This window comes from Pseudomonas sp. HLG18, from assembly GCF_051903985.1.
GTDB classification, from domain to species: domain Bacteria; phylum Pseudomonadota; class Gammaproteobacteria; order Pseudomonadales; family Pseudomonadaceae; genus Aquipseudomonas; species Aquipseudomonas fluorescens_BT.
Map to the genome: position 1 here is coordinate 4,640,773 of NZ_CP195831.1, position 17,994 is coordinate 4,658,766.

At 60.8% G+C, this 17,994-nt stretch carries 18 protein-coding genes; 13 read left to right on the forward strand and 5 right to left on the reverse strand.

The features are described 5' to 3' along the window. Positions 1–12: 12 nt before the first annotated feature. The 4 genes from ACSPX5_RS21365 to ACSPX5_RS21380 all read left to right on the forward strand — a co-directional run bounded on the left by ACSPX5_RS21365 (position 13) and on the right by ACSPX5_RS21380 (position 1,638). A complete protein-coding gene (locus ACSPX5_RS21365; protein WP_169432230.1) occupies positions 13–414 on the forward strand; it encodes a lysozyme inhibitor LprI family protein in 402 nt (133 codons plus the stop codon). 213 nt (positions 415–627) lie between these two features. Further along, entirely contained in the window at positions 628–882 is a 255-nt protein-coding gene (locus ACSPX5_RS21370) for a type II toxin-antitoxin system RelE family toxin (protein ID WP_169432231.1), read from the forward strand. Then, positions 866–1,189 carry a helix-turn-helix domain-containing protein gene (locus ACSPX5_RS21375; RefSeq protein ID WP_169432232.1) on the forward strand — a complete coding sequence of 108 codons (324 nt, stop codon included), beginning with the start codon at positions 866–868 and terminating at the stop codon, positions 1,187–1,189. Before ACSPX5_RS21370 ends, ACSPX5_RS21375 begins: the two co-directional genes overlap by 17 nt. Before the next feature lie 32 nt (positions 1,190–1,221). Further along, positions 1,222–1,638 (forward strand): DUF3010 family protein, encoded by a 417-nt coding sequence (locus ACSPX5_RS21380; protein ID WP_169432233.1) that lies wholly within the window; start codon positions 1,222–1,224, stop codon positions 1,636–1,638. Here ACSPX5_RS21380 and ACSPX5_RS21385 read toward each other — a convergent pair whose 3' ends face one another. Then, positions 1,639–2,811, reverse strand: a complete 1,173-nt coding sequence (locus ACSPX5_RS21385) for a hypothetical protein (RefSeq protein ID WP_169432234.1) — start codon at positions 2,809–2,811, stop codon at positions 1,639–1,641. Between the two features lie 68 nt (positions 2,812–2,879). Beyond that, complete coding sequence (locus ACSPX5_RS21390) at positions 2,880–3,824, reverse strand: GlxA family transcriptional regulator (protein ID WP_169432235.1); 945 nt, start codon at positions 3,822–3,824, stop codon at positions 2,880–2,882. A 192-nt stretch (positions 3,825–4,016) separates the two neighbouring features. Here ACSPX5_RS21390 and choX point away from each other — a divergent pair, with 192 nt between their 5' ends. The 6 genes from choX (at position 4,017) to ACSPX5_RS21420 (ending at position 9,416) form a co-directional block, all read left to right on the forward strand. Then, complete coding sequence (gene choX, locus ACSPX5_RS21395) at positions 4,017–4,961, forward strand: choline ABC transporter substrate-binding protein (RefSeq protein ID WP_169432236.1); 945 nt, start codon at positions 4,017–4,019, stop codon at positions 4,959–4,961. Positions 4,962–5,036: 75 nt separating this feature from the next. After that, entirely contained in the window at positions 5,037–5,924 is an 888-nt protein-coding gene (locus ACSPX5_RS21400) for a 3-keto-5-aminohexanoate cleavage protein (protein ID WP_011336296.1), read from the forward strand. Positions 5,925–6,067: 143 nt separating this feature from the next. Next, positions 6,068–7,033 (forward strand): L-carnitine dehydrogenase, encoded by a 966-nt coding sequence (locus ACSPX5_RS21405; protein ID WP_439820213.1) that lies wholly within the window; start codon positions 6,068–6,070, stop codon positions 7,031–7,033. Positions 7,034–7,089: 56 nt separating this feature from the next. Beyond that, a complete protein-coding gene (locus ACSPX5_RS21410) occupies positions 7,090–7,566 on the forward strand; it encodes a thioesterase family protein (RefSeq protein ID WP_439820214.1) in 477 nt (158 codons plus the stop codon). Positions 7,567–7,590: 24 nt separating this feature from the next. Further along, positions 7,591–8,754, forward strand: a complete 1,164-nt coding sequence (locus ACSPX5_RS21415; protein WP_439820215.1) for a gamma-butyrobetaine dioxygenase — start codon at positions 7,591–7,593, stop codon at positions 8,752–8,754. Positions 8,755–9,155: 401 nt separating this feature from the next. Further along, complete coding sequence (locus ACSPX5_RS21420; protein ID WP_169432239.1) at positions 9,156–9,416, forward strand: hypothetical protein; 261 nt, start codon at positions 9,156–9,158, stop codon at positions 9,414–9,416. A 77-nt stretch (positions 9,417–9,493) separates the two neighbouring features. Here ACSPX5_RS21420 and ACSPX5_RS21425 read toward each other — a convergent pair whose 3' ends face one another. Then, positions 9,494–10,597, reverse strand: a complete 1,104-nt coding sequence (locus ACSPX5_RS21425) for a GlxA family transcriptional regulator (protein WP_065260190.1) — start codon at positions 10,595–10,597, stop codon at positions 9,494–9,496. A gap of 444 nt (positions 10,598–11,041) precedes the next feature. Then, a complete protein-coding gene (locus ACSPX5_RS21430; RefSeq protein WP_169432240.1) occupies positions 11,042–12,418 on the reverse strand; it encodes an L-serine ammonia-lyase in 1,377 nt (458 codons plus the stop codon). A 434-nt stretch (positions 12,419–12,852) separates the two neighbouring features. On the opposite strand from ACSPX5_RS21430, the gene ACSPX5_RS21435 reads away from it, so the two are divergent. From ACSPX5_RS21435 to choV, 3 genes are all read left to right on the forward strand, one after another. Further along, a complete protein-coding gene (locus tag ACSPX5_RS21435) occupies positions 12,853–13,800 on the forward strand; it encodes a choline ABC transporter substrate-binding protein (RefSeq protein ID WP_169432241.1) in 948 nt (315 codons plus the stop codon). A 66-nt stretch (positions 13,801–13,866) separates the two neighbouring features. After that, the gene (gene choW / locus ACSPX5_RS21440; RefSeq protein WP_085709139.1) at positions 13,867–14,712 is read left to right on the forward strand and encodes a choline ABC transporter permease subunit; all 846 of its coding nucleotides are present in this window, start codon (positions 13,867–13,869) and stop codon (positions 14,710–14,712) included. Beyond that, positions 14,709–15,887, forward strand: a complete 1,179-nt coding sequence (choV, locus tag ACSPX5_RS21445) for a choline ABC transporter ATP-binding protein (RefSeq protein WP_085709138.1) — start codon at positions 14,709–14,711, stop codon at positions 15,885–15,887. The genes choW and choV overlap by 4 nt, the downstream gene beginning before the upstream one ends. Before the next feature lie 90 nt (positions 15,888–15,977). On the opposite strand, the gene betT is transcribed toward choV, so the two are convergent. Beyond that, positions 15,978–17,975: a choline BCCT transporter BetT gene (gene betT, locus ACSPX5_RS21450; RefSeq protein WP_169432242.1), complete on the reverse strand. Its 1,998-nt coding sequence runs from the start codon at positions 17,973–17,975 to the stop codon at positions 15,978–15,980. Positions 17,976–17,994: the final 19 nt, after the last annotated feature.

The following is a 17,994-nucleotide window of genomic DNA, read 5'->3' on the forward strand; positions in this document are numbered from 1 at the left end:
GCGGCGACAACCATGAAATCGATCTTCCTGGCCCTGGCACTGATTGCGACCGGCGTACACGCCGCCGAAGAGTCCGACAACAACCCGTGCGACGCGGTGGAAAACGACATCCAGACGCTGGAATGCTCGGCCTACAGCCGCACCACCGCCGAGGACCTGCTCAAGGACAACTACGCCAGCCTGAACGAGCGCATGCAGACGACCTACGGCAAGAACCCGGCGCAACTGGCCGACATCACCGCCAAAATCAAGGCCGCCCAGCAACAATGGCTGAAAACCCGCGACGCCGACTGCGCCGTCGAAGCCTTCCCGGCGACGGACGGCAGCAAGGCATTCAAGATTGCGCAGAACGATTGCGTGGCGCGGATGAGTGACGAGCGGTCGGAGTTTTTGGAGTCGATTGGGCAGGAGTAATCGATTATTGACTGAAGAAAGCTGGAAGTATTTTTCAGCTTTCTGATGCAAAAGAACCTTTTCCCACAAAACGTTCAGATCTGCCCCACATCACCTGTCCGAAGCCGCTGTTCTAGAGGCTTTGCGCGCAACATGCCGTCAAATGTTGTTTATTGGCCACCTGAAAAATATAAGCAAAGATTCGCAAATCTTATAAAAGACTTATATTCTGCCATGAACAGCATCCACTGGACTCGAAAGGCCGTTAAGCAACTCCTGAAATTGCATTCCGCTCATCAGTGTCAGGTCAGAGATGCCATCACGGTGCTTGCTGACATGCCTGATGTGGGCAATGTGAAAGCACTGGTTGGTCATGACTACGCTTATCGGCTGCGTGTCGGTAATTACCGAGTCATGTTCGACTGGGATGGCGCGATCAAAGTGGTCAGTATTCAAGAGGTAAAAAAACGCGATGAACGCACTTACTGACATCCAAATCATCAATGATTCCGAGGGTAAACCCGCTTTCGTAGTCATTCCGTATGCGCAATATGTGGCGCAGAAAATGGAGCCTGACCTGATTCCCCATGAGGTGGTCAGTCGCATTGTCGACGGGGCAACTCCGATCAGGGCCTGGCGCGAACATCTCAACCTGACCCAGGAAGAAGTGGCGAAACGCATGGGTATTTCGCAGCCGGCTTTTGCCCAACAGGAAACCGTTGCAAAGCCGCGCAAGGCCACTCGCGAGAAGATTGCAGCGGCATTTGGCATCACCGCCAACCAGCTTGAGCTGTAAGCTGCACCTCTTCAGCCAATCAAGGGATTCACATGAACATCTGCGGTATCGAAATCAAAGGCAGTGAAGCGATCATCGCCGTGGCGTCCCTCGACGGTTCGGTGCTGAGCCATGTGGCGCTGAGCACCAAAAAAATCGCTTTGGAGGATGACGACGAGGCGGCCAACGTGAAGCTGTTCGCCGCTCAGGTGGCGTCGTTCGTGCGCGAGAACTCCATCGATCGCATCGCGATCAAGAAGCGCAGCAAGAAGGGCGAGTTTGCCGGTGGGCCGACCACGTTCAAGATCGAGGGCGTGTTTCAGTTGCTGGACGGTTGCGAGGTGACGCTGCTGTCGCCGCAGACGATCAACGCCCAGGCCAAGAAGCACAACTTCGAACTGCCGGGCACGCTGAACAAGTATCAGCATGAAGCCTACAAGGCTGCGTGCTCGGCATTGGTGAAGAAATAACTAGCGCGCCTTGCGCGCGCTCAGCCAGTCACCGAAGGACTTGTCCTCCAGTGCGTAGCCTCCACGGCTCGACTTCCACACCAGCTCCTTGTCGCGCAGGGCATCGATGCAGGCCTGAATGGTCTGGGTGCCCGGCACCACGTCGCTGCCCATGTTCTCCAGTGCCTTGCCGACTGCCATGAGCGTGCTGTCAGTGAACGGAGCAAAAGGCTCGTTGTTCTGTGAGCGCTCCACCATCACCTCCAGCACGGCGCGCTGAGGGATGGTCAGAGCGTTCCAGGCGCTCTCGAACTCGGTCCACACGCCTGCGCGCAACAATTCGGCTCGGCTGTGCAGCAGCTGCCCCAGATTGCTGGCCTCGCCCAGTTCCAGTGCCACTTCACCAATGATGGTGCGCAACATTTCCGGGCGCCGCCCCACCAACTCGAAGGCCTCATCGATATCGGCAGCGCTGAACTGATTGGTCTCGGCCAGATGGGCGTTGAGGTGCAAGGTGTACGCCTGGGTGAACTCTTTCCCCAGCAATGGAAAGGGCGTGATGCTGGAGCCGAAGAACGGTTGGCTCTTGCCCAGCACCAGGTGCGCGAGTTTGTCGCGATTGGAACCGGTGAACACCAGGTGCAAACCGCTGCCCTCACCTTCACGTCCCTGGTTGAGCTGATCCCGCGCTGCCTTCAGGGCAAACATCGCGTTGATGCCGGCGGCGGTGGTCAGCGCATGCTGGGCTTCATCGATCACCAGCACTACGGATTTTTCGGCGGCGCTGTGGAGCAGTTCCAGCGCTTGCGTCAGGGTCGCGCCGGCCGGCAGTTGCGGCTTGGTGAAATCCCAGGACAAGGTGCGCAGAAAGCTGAGTTTTTCGATGCCGATATTCTTCGCCAGTTTGCGGATGCCCTTTTCAAAGGGGACCAACGCGCCTGCAATGGCACTGGCGATCAAGTCAGCAGGGTCTTTTTCCTTGTCGGCCCACAGGTCGACATAAACCGTCAGCCAGCCACGGGCCTGGCATTCCGGGATCAGGTCCTCGCGCAAAAAGGTACTTTTGCCCGTGCGACGCGGCGCTGCCAGAAAAAGGCCGGAGGTGAAATCCTGCAGACCTGCACCCACCAGACCATCGGCAACGCTGCGGGCCAGAGCGGGGCGGCGGAAGACGAAACCGTTGTTTCTGGACATGGTTTTACACTCAATTATTCAAACGACTGTAATTTATACCTGAAAGTATAATTAAGTATAATCGTCCGTCAAACAGTCTCCCGTCGCCGGTCCTCCCGTGGACACCGGGCAAATTTCGCCCGGTAGCTGCGGGTGAAATACGACGGTGATTCAAACCCGCAGGCGATGCTGACTTCGAGCACGCTCATGTCGGTCTGGCGCAACAGCTGCCGGGCTTTCTCCAGCCGCAAGCGCAGATAGAAATTGCTCGGCGTGTCGTTCAGGTGCAGGCGAAACAGGCGCTCAAGTTGCCGGCGGGTCACCTTGATCGATTCCGCCAGTTCCAGCGTGGTCAGCGGTGGTTCGCTGTGCTGCTCCATCTCGCCGATCACATGCACCAGCTTCTTGTTGCTGATGCCGTAGCGCGTGGCGACTTCCATGCGCTGGTGGTCTTTGCGCGGACGAATTCGCCCCAATACGAACTGCTCGCTGACCTGGATCGCCAGTTGCGGGCCGTGGGCCTGGGCGATCAGGTCGAGCATCAAGTCGATGGAAGCGGTACCGCCGGCAGACGTGATGCGCCGACGGTCGATCTCGAACAGCTCCTGGGTGACGCTGAGCTGTGGATAAGATTCCTTGAAGGCGTCGATGGCCTCCCAGTGCAGAGTCAGGCGATGACCATCGAGCAGGCCCGCCTCGGCAAGGACGAAGCTGCCGGTGTCGATGGCGCCGAGGGTCACGCCTTCGTTGTCCAGCCGTCGCAGCCAGTGCTCCAGCGCCGGGGTAGCGAACTTCAGCGGTTCGAACCCGGCGATCACCAGCAGCGTCGCCCCTTTCTTCAGCGGTTCCAGCGCCGCATCGGCGTTGACCGACATTCCATTACTCGCCAGCACCGCTCCACCATCGGCGCTCAAGACGTGCCAGCGGTACAGCTCGCCGCGAAAGCGGTTGGCCACCCGCAGCGGTTCGATCGCAGAGATGAAACCGATGGCGGAAAAACCCGGCATCAACAGAAAGTAGAAATCCTGGGACATGGCGCGCACTCGATTCGCGGGTAGCGTGCAACGTTGATACGCCAGTTGTCGGCGGCATTCAAGAGCACAGGTCGCTGCAGTGCAAGAGCTGGTCGCCGCAGTGCGTTTTTACAGGGGCATAGCTGCGTAATTTGGCATCACCGGCACGACAGATGCCGGAACCCACAATAACGACCTGCCGAGGAACCCGACATGAAACGACTGATCAGCAGCTGTGTTCTCGCACTCAGTGGTACCGCGTTTTTAAGCGCCAGTGTCATGGCGGCCGATTCCGCATCGTGTCAGAACGTGCGCATGGGCGTGGTGAACTGGACCGACGTGATCGCCACCAGCGCCATGGCCCAGGTTCTGCTCGACGGCCTCGGCTACAGCACCAAACAGACCAGCGCCTCCCAGCAAATCGTCTTCGCCGGCATCCGCGACCAGCGTCTGGACCTGTTCCTCGGCTACTGGAACCCGCTGATGACCCAGACCATCACCCCGTTCGTCGACGCCAATCAGGTCAAAGTCCTCCAGGCACCGAGCCTCAAGGACGCCCGCGCCACCCTCGCCGTGCCGACCTATCTGGCGGACAAGGGTCTGAAAACCTTCGCCGACATCGCCAAGTTCGAGAAAGAACTGGGCGGCAAGATCTACGGCATCGAGCCAGGCTCGGGGGCCAACACTCAGATCAAGGCGATGATCGCCAAGAACCAGTTCGGCCTCGGCAAGTTCCAACTCGTGGAATCGAGCGAGGCCGGCATGCTCGCCGCCGTCGATCGCGCGGTGCGCCGCAAGGAAGCCGTGGTGTTCTTCGGCTGGGCGCCGCACCCGATGAACGTCAACGTGCAGATGACTTATCTGACCGGCAGCGACGACGCCCTCGGCCCGAACGAAGGCATGGCCACCGTGTGGACCGTCACCGCACCGAAATACGCCGAACAATGCCCGAACGTCAGCCGTCTGCTGAGCAACCTGACGTTCACCGCCGAAGACGAGAGCCGGATGATGCAGCCGCTGCTCGATCACAAGGACGCTTTCGAATCGGCCAAGCAATGGCTCAAGGATCACCCGCAGGACAAACAGCGCTGGCTCGAAGGCGTTACCACTTTCGATGGCAAACCAGCGGCTGAAAACCTCCAGCTCACCAGCAAGTAAACCGCAACGAATGAACCACTTCGCAGCCCGCCACGGGCTGCGAACAGACCCATCACGCCTGAAGGAAAACGCACCATGAACCACGACGTCATCATCACCTGCGCACTCACCGGTGCTGGCGACACGACCGCCAAGAGCCCTCACGTGCCGGTCACCCCGAAACAGATCGCCGCTGCTGCAGTAGAAGCGGCCAAGGCCGGCGCCACGGTCGTGCACTGCCACGTCCGTGACCCGCAGACCGGCAAGTTCAGCCGCGACGTGGCGCTGTACCGCGAAGTCATGGAGCGCATCCGCGAAGCCGACGTCGACATCATCGTCAACCTCACCGCCGGCATGGGTGGCGACCTGGAAATCGGCCCGGGCGAGAACCCGATGGAGTTCGGCCCGAACACTGATCTGGTCGGCCCGCTGACCCGCCTGGCCCACGTCGAAGAACTGCTGCCGGAAATCTGCACCCTGGATTGCGGCACCCTGAACTTCGGCGACGGCGACACCATTTACGTCTCCACCCCGGCCCAACTGCGGGCTGGTGCCAAGCGCATCACCGAGCTGGGCGTGAAGGCGGAGCTGGAGATTTTCGACACCGGTCACCTGTGGTTCGCCAAACAGATGATCAAGGAAGGCCTGCTCGACAATCCGCTGTTCCAGCTGTGCCTGGGCATCCCGTGGGGCGCCCCGGCCGACACCACCACCATGAAAGCCATGGTCGACAACCTGCCCGCCGATGCGGTGTGGGCCGGGTTCGGCATCGGCCGGATGCAGATGCCGATGGCCGCGCAAGCGGTGCTGCTCGGCGGCAACGTGCGGGTCGGTCTGGAAGACAACCTGTGGCTGGACAAAGGCGTGCTGGCGACCAATGGCCAACTGGTCGAACGCGCCAGCGAAATCCTCAGCCGCCTCGGCGCCCGCGTGCTGACCCCGGCTGAAGGCCGCAAGAAGATGGGCCTGACCCAGCGCGGCTAATTCGAATTCACCTCTGATCCTGTGGGAGCGGGCTTGCTCGCGAAGAGGCTGGTACATCCGAAGCATCTTCATCAGCAGTGCCGCCGCATTCGCGAGCAAGCCCGCTCACACAGGGAATCACCGAATTTTCCTAGGAAATCACCATGAGCTTTATCACCGAAATCAAAACCTTCGCAGCACTGGGCAGCGGCGTCATCGGCGGCGGCTGGGTCGCCCGCGCCCTCGCCCATGGCCTCGACGTGGTGGCCTGGGACCCGGCGCCGGGTGCCGAAGCGGCGTTGCGCAAACGCGTGGCCAATGCCTGGGGCGCGCTGGAGAAAAACGGTCTGGCGCCGGGTGCTTCGCAAGATCGCTTGCGGTTTGTCGCGACCATTGAAGAGTGCGTGCGCGATGCGGACTTCATCCAGGAAAGCGCCCCGGAACGCCTCGAACTGAAACTGGAGCTGCACAGCAAGATCAGCGCAGCGGCCAAGCCCAATGCCCTGATCGGTTCCAGCACTTCAGGCCTGTTGCCAAGCGAGTTCTACGAGAGCTCGACCCATCCGGAACGTTGCGTGGTCGGTCACCCGTTCAACCCGGTCTACCTGCTGCCGCTGGTGGAAGTGGTCGGCGGCAAGAACACCGCGCCGGAAGCGGTTCAAGCGGCGATGAAAGTCTACGAATCCCTCGGCATGCGCCCGCTGCACGTGCGCAAGGAAGTGCCGGGCTTCATCGCCGACCGCCTGCTCGAAGCGCTGTGGCGCGAGGCGCTGCACCTGGTCAACGACGGTGTGGCGACCACCGGTGAAATCGACGATGCGATCCGTTTTGGTGCCGGTCTGCGCTGGTCGTTCATGGGTACGTTTTTGACCTACACCCTGGCCGGTGGCGATGCCGGCATGCGCCACTTCATGTCGCAGTTCGGCCCGGCGTTGCAGTTGCCGTGGACGTACCTGCCGGCACCGGAACTGACCGACAAGTTGATCGACGATGTGGTGGATGGCACCAGCGATCAACTGGGCCGACACAGTATTTCGGCGCTGGAGCGCTATCGTGATGATTGCTTGCTGGCGGTGCTTGAGGCGGTGAAGACCACCAAAGAAAAGCACGGGATGAGTTTCAGCGAGTGATCGCATATTGATCGTTCCCACGCAGAGCGTGGGAGCGATCGTGCCTGGAGATAAACATGCCCACCCTCACCACCTACCAAACCCGCATCATCCCCGACTGGGTCGACTACAACGGCCACCTGCGCGACGCCTTCTATCTGCTGATTTTCAGCTACGCCACCGACGCCCTGATGGATCGCCTCGGCATGGACAGCAACAATCGCGAAGCCAGTGGCAACTCACTGTTCACCCTCGAACTGCACCTCAACTACCTGCACGAAGTGAAGCTCGACGCCGAAGTCGAAGTGCGCACGCAGATCATCGGTCACGACCAGAAACGCCTGCACCTCTATCACAGCCTGCACCTGGCCGGCGGCGACAAGGAGCTGGCCGGGAACGAACAGATGCTGCTGCACGTCGACCTCGCCGGGCCACGTTCCGCACCGTTCACCCCGGACACCCTGGGCCGTCTGCAAGCCATCGTCGCCGAGCAGGCCGACCTGCCCGCCCCGGCTTACATCGGCCGGGTCATCGCCCTGCCCCCAGCCCGGTAAATCCATCCATCGCAAGGAGCCGCCATGCAAACCGCCGCTGCTGTTGCCGATTTCCGTACCTATCCGTTGATCAGCGCGCTGAACGGCGTGCAGAGCCTGGCGGATCGCGTCTTGATTGAATGGGCCGACGGGCGTGTCAGCCCGTTCCACCACGTGTGGCTACGCGACAACTGTCCGTGTCCGCACTGCGTCTACAGCGTCACCCGCGAGCAAGTGTTCGAGATCGTCGATGCGGCTCCCGACCTGTCGCCCTCCGCCGCGCATATCGACACCGATGGCTGCCTGCGTATCGACTGGCAGGACGGCCACCTCAGCCGCTTCGATGCAGGCTGGCTGCGGGCCCACGCCTACGACGACGAATCCCGCGCCGAACGCCTCTCCGCCAAGCCGAAACCCTTCCTGTGGCGCAGCGATTTGCAGTTGCCGGTGTTCGACTATGCAGCCCTGATGAACGACAACGCCGCACTGCTGCAATGGTTGCTGGCGGTACGCGACATCGGCTTGACCCAGGTGCGTGGCGTACCCACCGAACCCGGCTCGCTGAAGCTGATCGCCCAGCGCATTTCGTTCATCCGCGAGAGCAACTTCGGCGTGCTGTTCAACGTGCAATCCAAGGCCGATGCCGACAGTAATGCCTACACCGCTTTCAACCTGCCATTGCACACGGATCTGCCGACCCGCGAGCTGCAACCGGGGCTGCAATTTCTGCATTGCCTGGTGAACGACGCCGAGGGTGGCGAGAGCATTTTCGTCGACGGTTTTGCGATTGCCGAAGCGTTGCGCCAGGAGGATCCCGCGTCGTTTCAGGCGCTGTGCGAGATCCCGGTGGAGTTTCGCAACAAGGACCGCCACAGCGACTATCGCTGCCTCGCGCCCATCATCGCTCTGGATGCCTTGGGCCGGGTTGCGGAAATCCGCATGGCCAATTTTCTGCGCGGCGCGTTCGACACGTCGGTGGCGCAAATGCCCCTGCTGTATCGCGCTTACCGGCGTTTCATCGCCATGACCCGCGAACCACGTTTCCGGCTGATGCAGCGGCTCAATCCGGGCGAGTTGTGGTGCTTCGACAACCGCCGCACCCTGCATGCGCGCAATGCGTTCGACCCGTCCACCGGGGCCCGGCACTTTCAAGGCTGCTACATCGATCGGGATGAATTGCTGTCGCGGATTCTGGTGTTGCAGCGCTAGACCGCGTCAGCCTTATTCGCGAGCAAGCCCGCTCCCACATTTCACCGCGTTTCCATGAATGAACGCGGTCACCTGTGGGAGCGGGCTTGCTCCGGGCGGCGTTCCGACGAAAGCGTCAGATCAAGCAACACACCTCTCCCGGATTCACAGGCAAAAAAAACCCCGATACAAGCCGTGACAGGATCGGGGCGAGGGTACTGTTGAGGAGCTGCCGTGCCGAGGGTGACCAAACCTTCGTGAAGCGAGCTGAGGCCAGTGTGCCCACTCCCCGGCACCACGAGTTAGCCGAAAACGACCTGTTCATAGCCGTCGCGGCCACTGCGACAAATCGCCCTTGCCGTGCCTGTGCAGGCCTACCAGAATCGAGTCACGACCTCCGTTGCCGAAGAAGGATTCGCGTCATGATGTATGCCGATTTGATCGATCAGGAAGACCTGTTGGGCCAGCTCAAGTCGTTGGGATTCGAAGTGCCGTCGGGCTCAACTGCCCTGCAGGCCTGCGAGTGCGCGGTGCGGGGTCTGGACGATGTGCGGGCCAACACGCTGCGCACCATGGTCAAGCAGATGTACACCAGCAGCGCGAGCATTCAGCCGACCGTGCGCGAAGCCATCGACAAGCAGTTGCTGCCGGCCCTGGCGCAGTATCAGCAAACCCGCGCCTGACATCTGACCGAAAAAAAGATCGCAGCCTGCGACAGTGCCTTTCCTGAAGGCGCTGTCGCAGGCTGCGATCTTTCGTTTTAGAGACGCACGCTGGCGAAGGTCGACTCGTTGCGCGCCTGGCTCAGCGCCGACATCGGCCCGGACAGCGGCGACATCACGATGGCCTGCGGCAGCGGCAGCATCGCCACCTGCTGGGTGGTGTTGGAACCGACGCGCTCGTCACGCGGTGGAATGCCGAAATATTCGCGGTAGCACTTGGAGAAGTGCGGCGTCGACACGAAGCCGCAGACCGACGCCACTTCGATGATCGACATCGGCGTCTGTTTGAGCAGTTGCCGGGCACGGATCAGGCGCAGCTTGAGGTAGTAGCGCGACGGCGAGCAATGCAGGTATTTCTGGAACAGGCGCTCGAGCTGGCGACGGGACACGGCGACGTACACCGCCAGTTCGTCGAGGTCGATCGGCTCTTCCAGGTTGGCTTCCATCAGCGCGACGATTTCCTGCAGCTTCGGCTGGTTGGTGCCGAGCATGTGCTTGAGCGGCACACGCTGGTGATCCTGCTCGTTGCGGATGCGTTCGTAGACAAACATCTCGGAGATCGCGGCGGACAGTTCACGGCCGTGATCGCGGCTGATCAGGTGCAGCATCATGTCCAGCGGCGCGGTGCCCCCGGAGCTGGTGAAACGGTTGCGGTCGAGGGTGAACAGACGGGTGCTCATCGCCACGCGAGGGAAAGCTTCCTGCATCGCCGCCAGACATTCCCAGTGCACGCTGCAATCGAAGCCATCGAGCAGGCCGGCGCAGGCCAGGGCCCAACTGCCGGTGCACACGGCACCGAGGCGACGGGACTGGCGCGCCTGGCTTTGCAGCCACGAGACATGTTCACGGGTAACGGTGCGTTGAATACCGATCCCGCCGCACACGATGATGGTGTCGAGGGCCGGGGCTTTGTGCATGGAGGCGTCGGGAGTGATCTGCAGACCGTCACTGGCCCAGACCTGACCACCGTCGACGGTGAGGGTCGTCCAGCGATACAGCTCGCGACCGGACAACTGGTTGGCCATGCGCAGTGGTTCGACTGCGGAAGCCAGGGAAATCAGCGTGAAATTGTCCAGCAGCAGAAAGCCGATGGATTGAGGCGCACGGTTCTGGGGTTGAGCCCCGGAGTTGAACGACGTCATCGCGGTATCTCCTCACACAAAGCGGGTGATGGCCTCAGGCGGAGGCTCTTGTTATTGCCATCGTTCTCTTGCGTGAGACGGGCTTTGTTATGACAGAGCAATTGCCATGCCTAAAATTGAATGGCCGTTCAATAACTCCTGAAAACGACGTCGCGACGTGTCTACACAAGCGCTCCGATGAGAGCTGATTCGAAGTGCCATCAGCGGCGGTGAAAGCCCTGCCCCGGCGCGCGTGAGCAGATCGGTAGCACTTGTGGGAACAGGGCTGCGGCGGATTGTCCTACAGTGTCACCGCTGGCACAGGTGACGGACGGTAGCACCTGTGAATCAGGCGCTGTACGTGGGAAAGACTCTTATCTGATTGCGACGCGCCAAAAGGTGGCGCGTTTTATTGTCGATGCTCACTTGGTGCGCAGTTTTGACTGGTCTGGTGCTATCGGGAAATCAGCACTCCACCGCGCTGACCGCCAACCCGCCGCGCGAAGTCTCTTTATATTTGTCATGCATGTCGGCACCGGTATCTCGCATGGTACGAATCACCCGATCCAGCGAGATAAAGTGCTGGCCATCGCCGCGCAAGGCCATCTGCGCCGCGTTGATCGCCTTCACCGCCGCAATCGCGTTGCGCTCGATACACGGTACCTGGACCAGGCCACCGACCGGATCGCAGGTCAGACCGAGGTTGTGTTCCAGACCGATTTCCGCTGCGTTGCACAATTGCTCCGGGCTCGCGCCGAGGATTTCCGCCAGCCCCGCTGCTGCCATTGCGCAAGCCGAACCGACCTCCCCCTGGCAACCGACTTCGGCGCCGGAGATCGAGGCGTTCTTCTTGCACAGAATCCCCACGGCCGCCGCCCCGAGGAAATAGTCGACCACGTTGGCGTCGGTCACCGCTTCGCTGAATTTCATGAAGTAGTGCAGCACCGCCGGAATGATCCCGGCCGCGCCGTTGGTCGGCGCCGTGACCATGCGCCCGCCGGCAGCGTTTTCTTCATTTACCGCCAGGGCAAACAGGTTGACCCACTCCATGGCGCTGAGGGTCGAGCCGATCACATTGGGCTTGTTCAGTTCCTGCAGACTGCGGTGCAGTTTCGCCGCACGCCGGCGCACGTTGAGTCCGCCGGGCAGAATGCCTTCGTGCCTCAGACCCTGCTCGACGCAATCCTGCATCGCCCGCCAGAGCTTCATCAGCCCGGCGCGGATTTCCTCTTCGCTGCGCCAGACTTTCTCGTTGGCCATCATCAGCTCGGCGACGCGCAGGTTGTTCTGCTTGCACAGCTCCAGCAGTTCGACCGCGCTGGAAAAGTCATAAGGCAATTCGGTGCGATCCAGATCCACCACACCGCTGGACGCCTGCGCCTCATCGACGACAAAACCGCCGCCGACCGAATAGTAGGTGTCGCGATGAATCTCGCCGTGATCGCCTTCGGCGACCAGGGTCATGGCGTTGGGATGGAATGGTAGGTTCTCGTCGATCAGGCGCATGTCGCGGGCCCATATAAAAGGCACCGACAAACGACCGTCCAGCAAAAGGGTGTGGGTTTCACGCAGGGCCTGGATCCGCGGGCCGATCTGCGACGGGTCGATCGCGTCCGGCCACTCGCCCATCAGGCCCATGATCACCGCGTTGTCGCTGCCGTGACCGACACCGGTGGCCGACAGCGAACCGAACAGTTGCACTTCGACCCGGCGCACTTGCTCCAGCAGGAATTTGTCGCGCAACGACTCGACGAACAGCGCCGCGGCGCGCATCGGCCCGACGGTGTGAGAACTGGAGGGACCAATGCCGATTTTGAACAGGTCGAAAACGCTGATAGCCATTGATGCAGAGCTCCTGAGAGTGCCGGTCCGGGGCGTGAAGCGCCCGCTGGCGGAGCTGCTACGCTCTAGCTGCGATCCGCCGGAATGCCCGCATCATCAGGCTTTTCCCGGGTCGTCCGGCGTCTGACACCGACGCACTCATGCCCACGAACGCCGTGCCGGTTTTCGCCCGTGTTTTCGCCGTTTTTATGCGGTTCAGATGGCCAAACGGGGCTGAAAAAAGCTGTAAACGACGTCACCGACACTGGATGCGACCATCCCTGTACTGGATACGACGCACCCTGTAGGCGTCAGATTTTCACTGGTACATGATCGTATCGACTCGATTGCAAGGCGCCGTGACAGAGCTGTCTCCAGAACGCCATCCAACCGCAACCTATAAGTGCGGTGGTCCAGTCGGAACACTGCCAAAAAAAACACCAAGGAGTCCATCCATGAAAGGTTCCCCATCGTTGTTGTTGGCCGCCATGCTGAGTCTGCCGTTACTGGCTCAAGCCGCAGAACCGGCGCAGTGCAGTACCGTTAACTTCTCCGATGTCGGCTGGACCGACATCACCGCAACAACCGCGACCACCAGCGTGGTGCTCGACGCCCTCGGCTACAAGACCAAGACCACCATGATCTCCGTGCCCGTGACCTACAAGTCGCTGGCCGACGGCAAGAACATGGACGTGTTCCTCGGCAACTGGATGCCGACCATGGAAAACGACATCAAGGCCTACCGCGACGCCGGCACCGTGGAAGTCGTGCGTACCAACCTCAAGGGCGCCAAATACACCCTCGCCGTGCCGCAGGCGCTGTACGACAAAGGCCTGCATGACTTCGCCGACATCGCCAAATTCAAGAAAGAGCTCGACGGCAAGATCTACGGCATCGAGCCAGGCAACGACGGCAACCGCCTGATCCAGAGCATGATCGACAAGAACGCCTTCGGCCTGAAAGACGCCGGCTTCAAGGTCGTCGAATCCTCCGAGGCGGGCATGCTCTCGCAGGTCGACCGCGCGCAGAAGCGCGACACCGCCGTGGTCTTCCTCGGCTGGGCACCGCACCCGATGAACAAGCGCTTCAAGATTCAATACCTGACCGGCGGCGACGACTTCTTCGGCCCGGATTTCGGCGCCGCTACTGTCGCGACCAACACCCGCAAGGGCTACGTCGAGGAATGCAGCAACGTCGGTCAGTTGCTGAAAAATCTGGAGTTCACCGTCGACATGGAAAGCACCCTGATGGGCAACATCCTCGACGACAAGATGAAGCCTGACGCGGCCGCCAAGGCCTGGCTGAAAAAGAATCCACAGGTGCTCGATACCTGGCTCGCTGGCGTGACCACCATTGACGGTAAACCTGGCCTGGAGGCCGTGAAAGCCAAGCTCGCGCAGTAATCGCTTATGCCGGGCGGGTCAGTCCCGCCCGGGCTGTTATTTCCTTGCATGCGGACGTTCACTACCATGCTGATTGATCAGAAAATCCCTTTAGGCCAGTACATCGCGGGCTTCGTTGAATGGTTGACGCAACACGGCGCCAGCACCTTCGACGCAATCGCCGTGACCCTGGAAACGATGATCCACGGCGTGACGTTTGCGCTGACCTGGTTCAACCCGCTGGTGTTGATCGGCCTCATCGCTCTGCTCGCGCACTTCATTCAACGCAAATGGGGCCTCACCGCCTTCGTGATCGCCTCCTTTCTGCTGATCCTCAACCTGGGGTACTGGCAGGAAACCATGGAAACCCTCGCCCAGGTCATGTTCGCGACCCTGGTCTGCGTGGTCATCGGCGTGCCGCTGGGCATCGTCGCCGCGCACAAACCGATGTTCTACACTTTGATGAGGCCGGTGCTCGATCTGATGCAGACCGTACCGACCTTCGTTTACCTCATTCCTACCCTGACCCTCTTCGGGCTGGGCGTGGTTCCGGGCCTGATCTCCACGGTGGTGTTCGCCATCGCTGCGCCGATCCGCCTGACCTACCTGGGCATCCGCGATGTCCCGGAAGAACTGATGGACGCCGGCAAGGCCTTCGGCTGCTCGCGTCGCCAACTGCTTTCACGGATCGAACTGCCCCACGCCATGCCGAGCATCGCAGCCGGCATCACCCAGTGCATCATGCTGTCGCTGTCGATGGTGGTGATCGCGGCACTGGTGGGCGCCGACGGACTCGGCAAACCGGTGGTCAACGCACTGAACACTGCTGATATCGCTCTGGGCTTCGAAGCGGGCCTGGCGATCGTACTGCTGGCGATCATGCTCGACCGTATCTGCAAACAACCCGACGCCAAAGTAGGGGGTGACGCATGAGCATAATCCGCTTCGATAACGTAGACGTTATCTTCGCCAAGGATCCACGCGAGGCACTCAAGCTGCTGGATCAGGGCATGACCCGCAACGAGATCCTGAAAAAGACCGGACAGATTGTCGGCGTTGAAAAAGCCAGCCTGGACATCGAGAAAGGTGAAATCTGTGTACTGATGGGTTTGTCCGGCTCCGGCAAATCCAGCCTGCTGCGCTGCATCAACGGCCTCAACACCGTAAGCCGCGGCAAGCTTTTCGTCGAGCACGAAGGCAAGCAGATCGACATCGCTTCCTGCAGCCCGGCCGAACTGAAAATGATGCGCACCAAGCGCATCGCCATGGTGTTCCAGAAGTTCGCCCTGATGCCTTGGCTGACCGTTCGCGAGAACATCAGCTTCGGTCTGGAAATGCAGGGTCGTCCCGAAAAAGAACGCCGCAAACTGGTGGACGACAAGCTTGAGCTGGTGGGCCTGACCCAGTGGCGCAACAAGAAACCCAACGAGCTGTCCGGCGGCATGCAGCAGCGTGTGGGCCTGGCCCGCGCACTGGCGATGGACGCCGACATTCTGCTGATGGACGAACCCTTCTCGGCCCTTGATCCGCTGATCCGTCAGGGTCTGCAGGATGAACTGCTGGAGCTGCAACGCAAGCTGAGCAAGACTATCGTGTTCGTGAGCCACGACCTCGACGAGGCGCTCAAACTGGGTAGCCGCATCGCGATCATGAAAGACGGCCGGATCATCCAGTACAGCGTGCCGGAAGAGATCGTGCTCAATCCTGCGGACGACTACGTGCGCACCTTCGTTGCCCACACCAATCCGCTGAACGTGCTGTGCGGTCGCAGCCTGATGCGCACCCTGGACAACTGCAAACGCATCAACGGTTCGGTGTGCCTGGACCCGGGTGGCGATTCGTGGCTGGACCTGGCAGAGGGCAACACCATCAAGGGTGCACGCAAGAACGGTTCGGTACTCGACCTGCAGAACTGGGTGCCGGGGCAAGCGGTGGAAGGCCTCGATCGTCGTCCGACGCTGGTGGACTCGAACATCGGCATGCGTGACGCGTTGCAGATCCGTTACCAGACCGGCAACAAACTCGTGCTGCACGACAACAACCATGTGGTGGGGATTCTCGGCGACAGCGAGCTGTATCACGCGCTGCTCGGCAAGAACCTGGGGTAAAGAGAGCAGACACAAAAACGCCGCGAGAGGATCGCGGCGTTTTTGTTTTCATCATTCCCACGCATCGCGCGGGAATGCTCACTTCACGACTCAGCTATAGACACGGCCAAGGAGCTGCCGATGGCTTTCAAACTGATCGAGCACATCGCGTGTGATCTGATCCTGTGTGAAGCCCATCAGGTCGTAATCCTGGCTGCCGTTGTGCAGATACACCTCGGCGCGGTAGTAACGCTGGCGCGCTTCATCGGACTGGGCCGACTCGGTCGGGGTCGCCAGATAGCCGTCCAGGCTCACTTCGTAGACGAAAGGGTTGCCCTCTTCCATCTCGACGCGCACGCCCATGCAACGCTTGGATTTACCCAGCAGCGTCTGCACTTCCAGACCCTGAATACGCAGCTGGGCAGCCGCATCGTCCAGCGCCGGGGTAACGTGTTTGTCCATGAAGCGTTGCACCACCGACTGGCTCGGTTGCAGATCCAGTTGAGTCAGGCGCTCGCTGAAACCACGACGACCGCGTTCAGCCAGTTGCGCTTGCTCCTGTTCGATCTGCATGTCCTGGCGCATCGCCTTGTGCAGGCCGAACATGAAGCACACCAGCACCACCGAGAACGGCAGGCCGGCCAGCACCACCATGGTCTGCATGGCTTCGAAGTTACCGGCGAACAGCAGGCCGATGGTCACCAGGGTGATTACGACCGACCAGAAGATACGCAGCCAGTGCGGCGCGTCTTCATCAACGGTGCCCCCCTTGCAGGAAAGGTTGGCCATCATCACCGCGCCGGAGTCGGCGGGGGTCAAGAACAGCACGAAACCTACGAAAATCGAAACACCGATGACGACTTTCGACGCCGGATAGTGTTCCAGCAACTGATAGATCGCCATCGACGGCTGTTCCAGCGCCGTCTTGCCGAGTTCCACCGCACCGTGGTTCATCACCAGATCCAGTGCCGAGTTACCGAAGATCGACAGCCACGCCAGGGTGAAGCCCAGCGGAATCAGCAGCACGCCGGCCACCAGCTCACGCACGGTACGACCACGGGAAATCCGCGCGATGAACATGCCTACGAATGGGGCCCAGGAAATCCACCAGGCCCAGTAGAACAGAGTCCACAGACCCAGCCAGCGGTCGGACTTGGCACTGTCGCCTTCATAGACGTACAGGTCGAAGGTCTTCATGACCACGCCGTTGAGGTAGTCGCCGATGTTCTGCACGAAGCCGTTGAGCAGGTGCAGGGTCGGGCCGAACAGCAGCACGAAAATCAGCAGGCCGCTGAACAGAATGATGTTGAGGTTGGACAGACGACGGATGCCGTTTTCCACACCGGACACGGCAGCGATGGTCGCCACAGTGCTCATCACGATGATCACGATCAGCAGGTTGGTGTTGCTGTGCTCCATGCCGAACAGGTTTTCCAGGCCCGAGGACACTTGCAGCGAGCCAATCCCCAGGTTGGTCACCAGACCCAGCAGCGTCACGAACATGCCGAAGCCGTCCACCGCATGACCGGCAGCGCCCTTGACCCAACGCTCGCCCACCAGCGGGTACAGCGCCGAACGCAGAGCCAGCGGCTGGTTATGACGGTAAGCGAAATAGGCCACGGCCAGACCGACCAGCGCGTAGATCGCCCAGCCGTGCAGGCCCCAGTGCAGGAAGGTCAGCTGGACAGCCTGACGTGCCGCCATGTTGGTAGCGGACGCGCCTTCCGGCGGATTGAAGTAGTGATCCAGCGGCTCGGAGGCGCCGAAGTACAGCAGCGAAATACCGATACCCGACGAGAACAGCATCCCCGCCCAGGCGCCGTAACTGAAATCAGGGGTGTCGTCCTTGCTGCCCAGTTTGAGTTTGCCGTAGGAGGAAAACGCCAGGCCCACCACAAATACCAGGTAAGCGGCGATCACCACCATGTAGTACCAGCCGAAGCTGCGGGACAACCAGGCCTGAGCCACTCCCAGCATTCTGCCGGCCTCTTGCGGGGCGATGATCAGAATGGCGGTCAACAACAGAATCAGCGCGGTAGAGGTGTAGAACACCCAACCGTTGACCGTCACCTTCTCGGGCGGGGTCTTTATAAGCGAGGCAGAACTCATGGCACAAATGCTCCAGGCA

Coding starts and splice junctions, on each gene's coding strand:
- ACSPX5_RS21405 (WP_439820213.1), top strand. CDS start 6,068: ATGAGCTTTATCACCGAAATCAAAACCTTCGCAGCACTGGGCAGCGGC.
- ACSPX5_RS21370 (WP_169432231.1), top strand. CDS start 628: ATGAACAGCATCCACTGGACTCGAAAGGCCGTTAAGCAACTCCTGAAA.
- ACSPX5_RS21375 (WP_169432232.1), top strand. CDS start 866: ATGAACGCACTTACTGACATCCAAATCATCAATGATTCCGAGGGTAAA.
- ACSPX5_RS21435 (WP_169432241.1), top strand. CDS start 12,853: ATGAAAGGTTCCCCATCGTTGTTGTTGGCCGCCATGCTGAGTCTGCCG.
- ACSPX5_RS21415 (WP_439820215.1), top strand. CDS start 7,591: ATGCAAACCGCCGCTGCTGTTGCCGATTTCCGTACCTATCCGTTGATC.
- choX (WP_169432236.1), top strand. CDS start 4,017: ATGAAACGACTGATCAGCAGCTGTGTTCTCGCACTCAGTGGTACCGCG.
- ACSPX5_RS21410 (WP_439820214.1), top strand. CDS start 7,090: ATGCCCACCCTCACCACCTACCAAACCCGCATCATCCCCGACTGGGTC.
- ACSPX5_RS21420 (WP_169432239.1), top strand. CDS start 9,156: ATGATGTATGCCGATTTGATCGATCAGGAAGACCTGTTGGGCCAGCTC.
- choV (WP_085709138.1), top strand. CDS start 14,709: ATGAGCATAATCCGCTTCGATAACGTAGACGTTATCTTCGCCAAGGAT.
- ACSPX5_RS21385 (WP_169432234.1), bottom strand. CDS start 2,811: ATGTCCAGAAACAACGGTTTCGTCTTCCGCCGCCCCGCTCTGGCCCGC.
- ACSPX5_RS21380 (WP_169432233.1), top strand. CDS start 1,222: ATGAACATCTGCGGTATCGAAATCAAAGGCAGTGAAGCGATCATCGCC.
- ACSPX5_RS21400 (WP_011336296.1), top strand. CDS start 5,037: ATGAACCACGACGTCATCATCACCTGCGCACTCACCGGTGCTGGCGAC.
- choW (WP_085709139.1), top strand. CDS start 13,867: ATGCTGATTGATCAGAAAATCCCTTTAGGCCAGTACATCGCGGGCTTC.
- ACSPX5_RS21365 (WP_169432230.1), top strand. CDS start 13: ATGAAATCGATCTTCCTGGCCCTGGCACTGATTGCGACCGGCGTACAC.
- ACSPX5_RS21430 (WP_169432240.1), bottom strand. CDS start 12,418: ATGGCTATCAGCGTTTTCGACCTGTTCAAAATCGGCATTGGTCCCTCC.
- betT (WP_169432242.1), bottom strand. CDS start 17,975: ATGAGTTCTGCCTCGCTTATAAAGACCCCGCCCGAGAAGGTGACGGTC.
- ACSPX5_RS21390 (WP_169432235.1), bottom strand. CDS start 3,824: ATGTCCCAGGATTTCTACTTTCTGTTGATGCCGGGTTTTTCCGCCATC.
- ACSPX5_RS21425 (WP_065260190.1), bottom strand. CDS start 10,597: ATGACGTCGTTCAACTCCGGGGCTCAACCCCAGAACCGTGCGCCTCAA.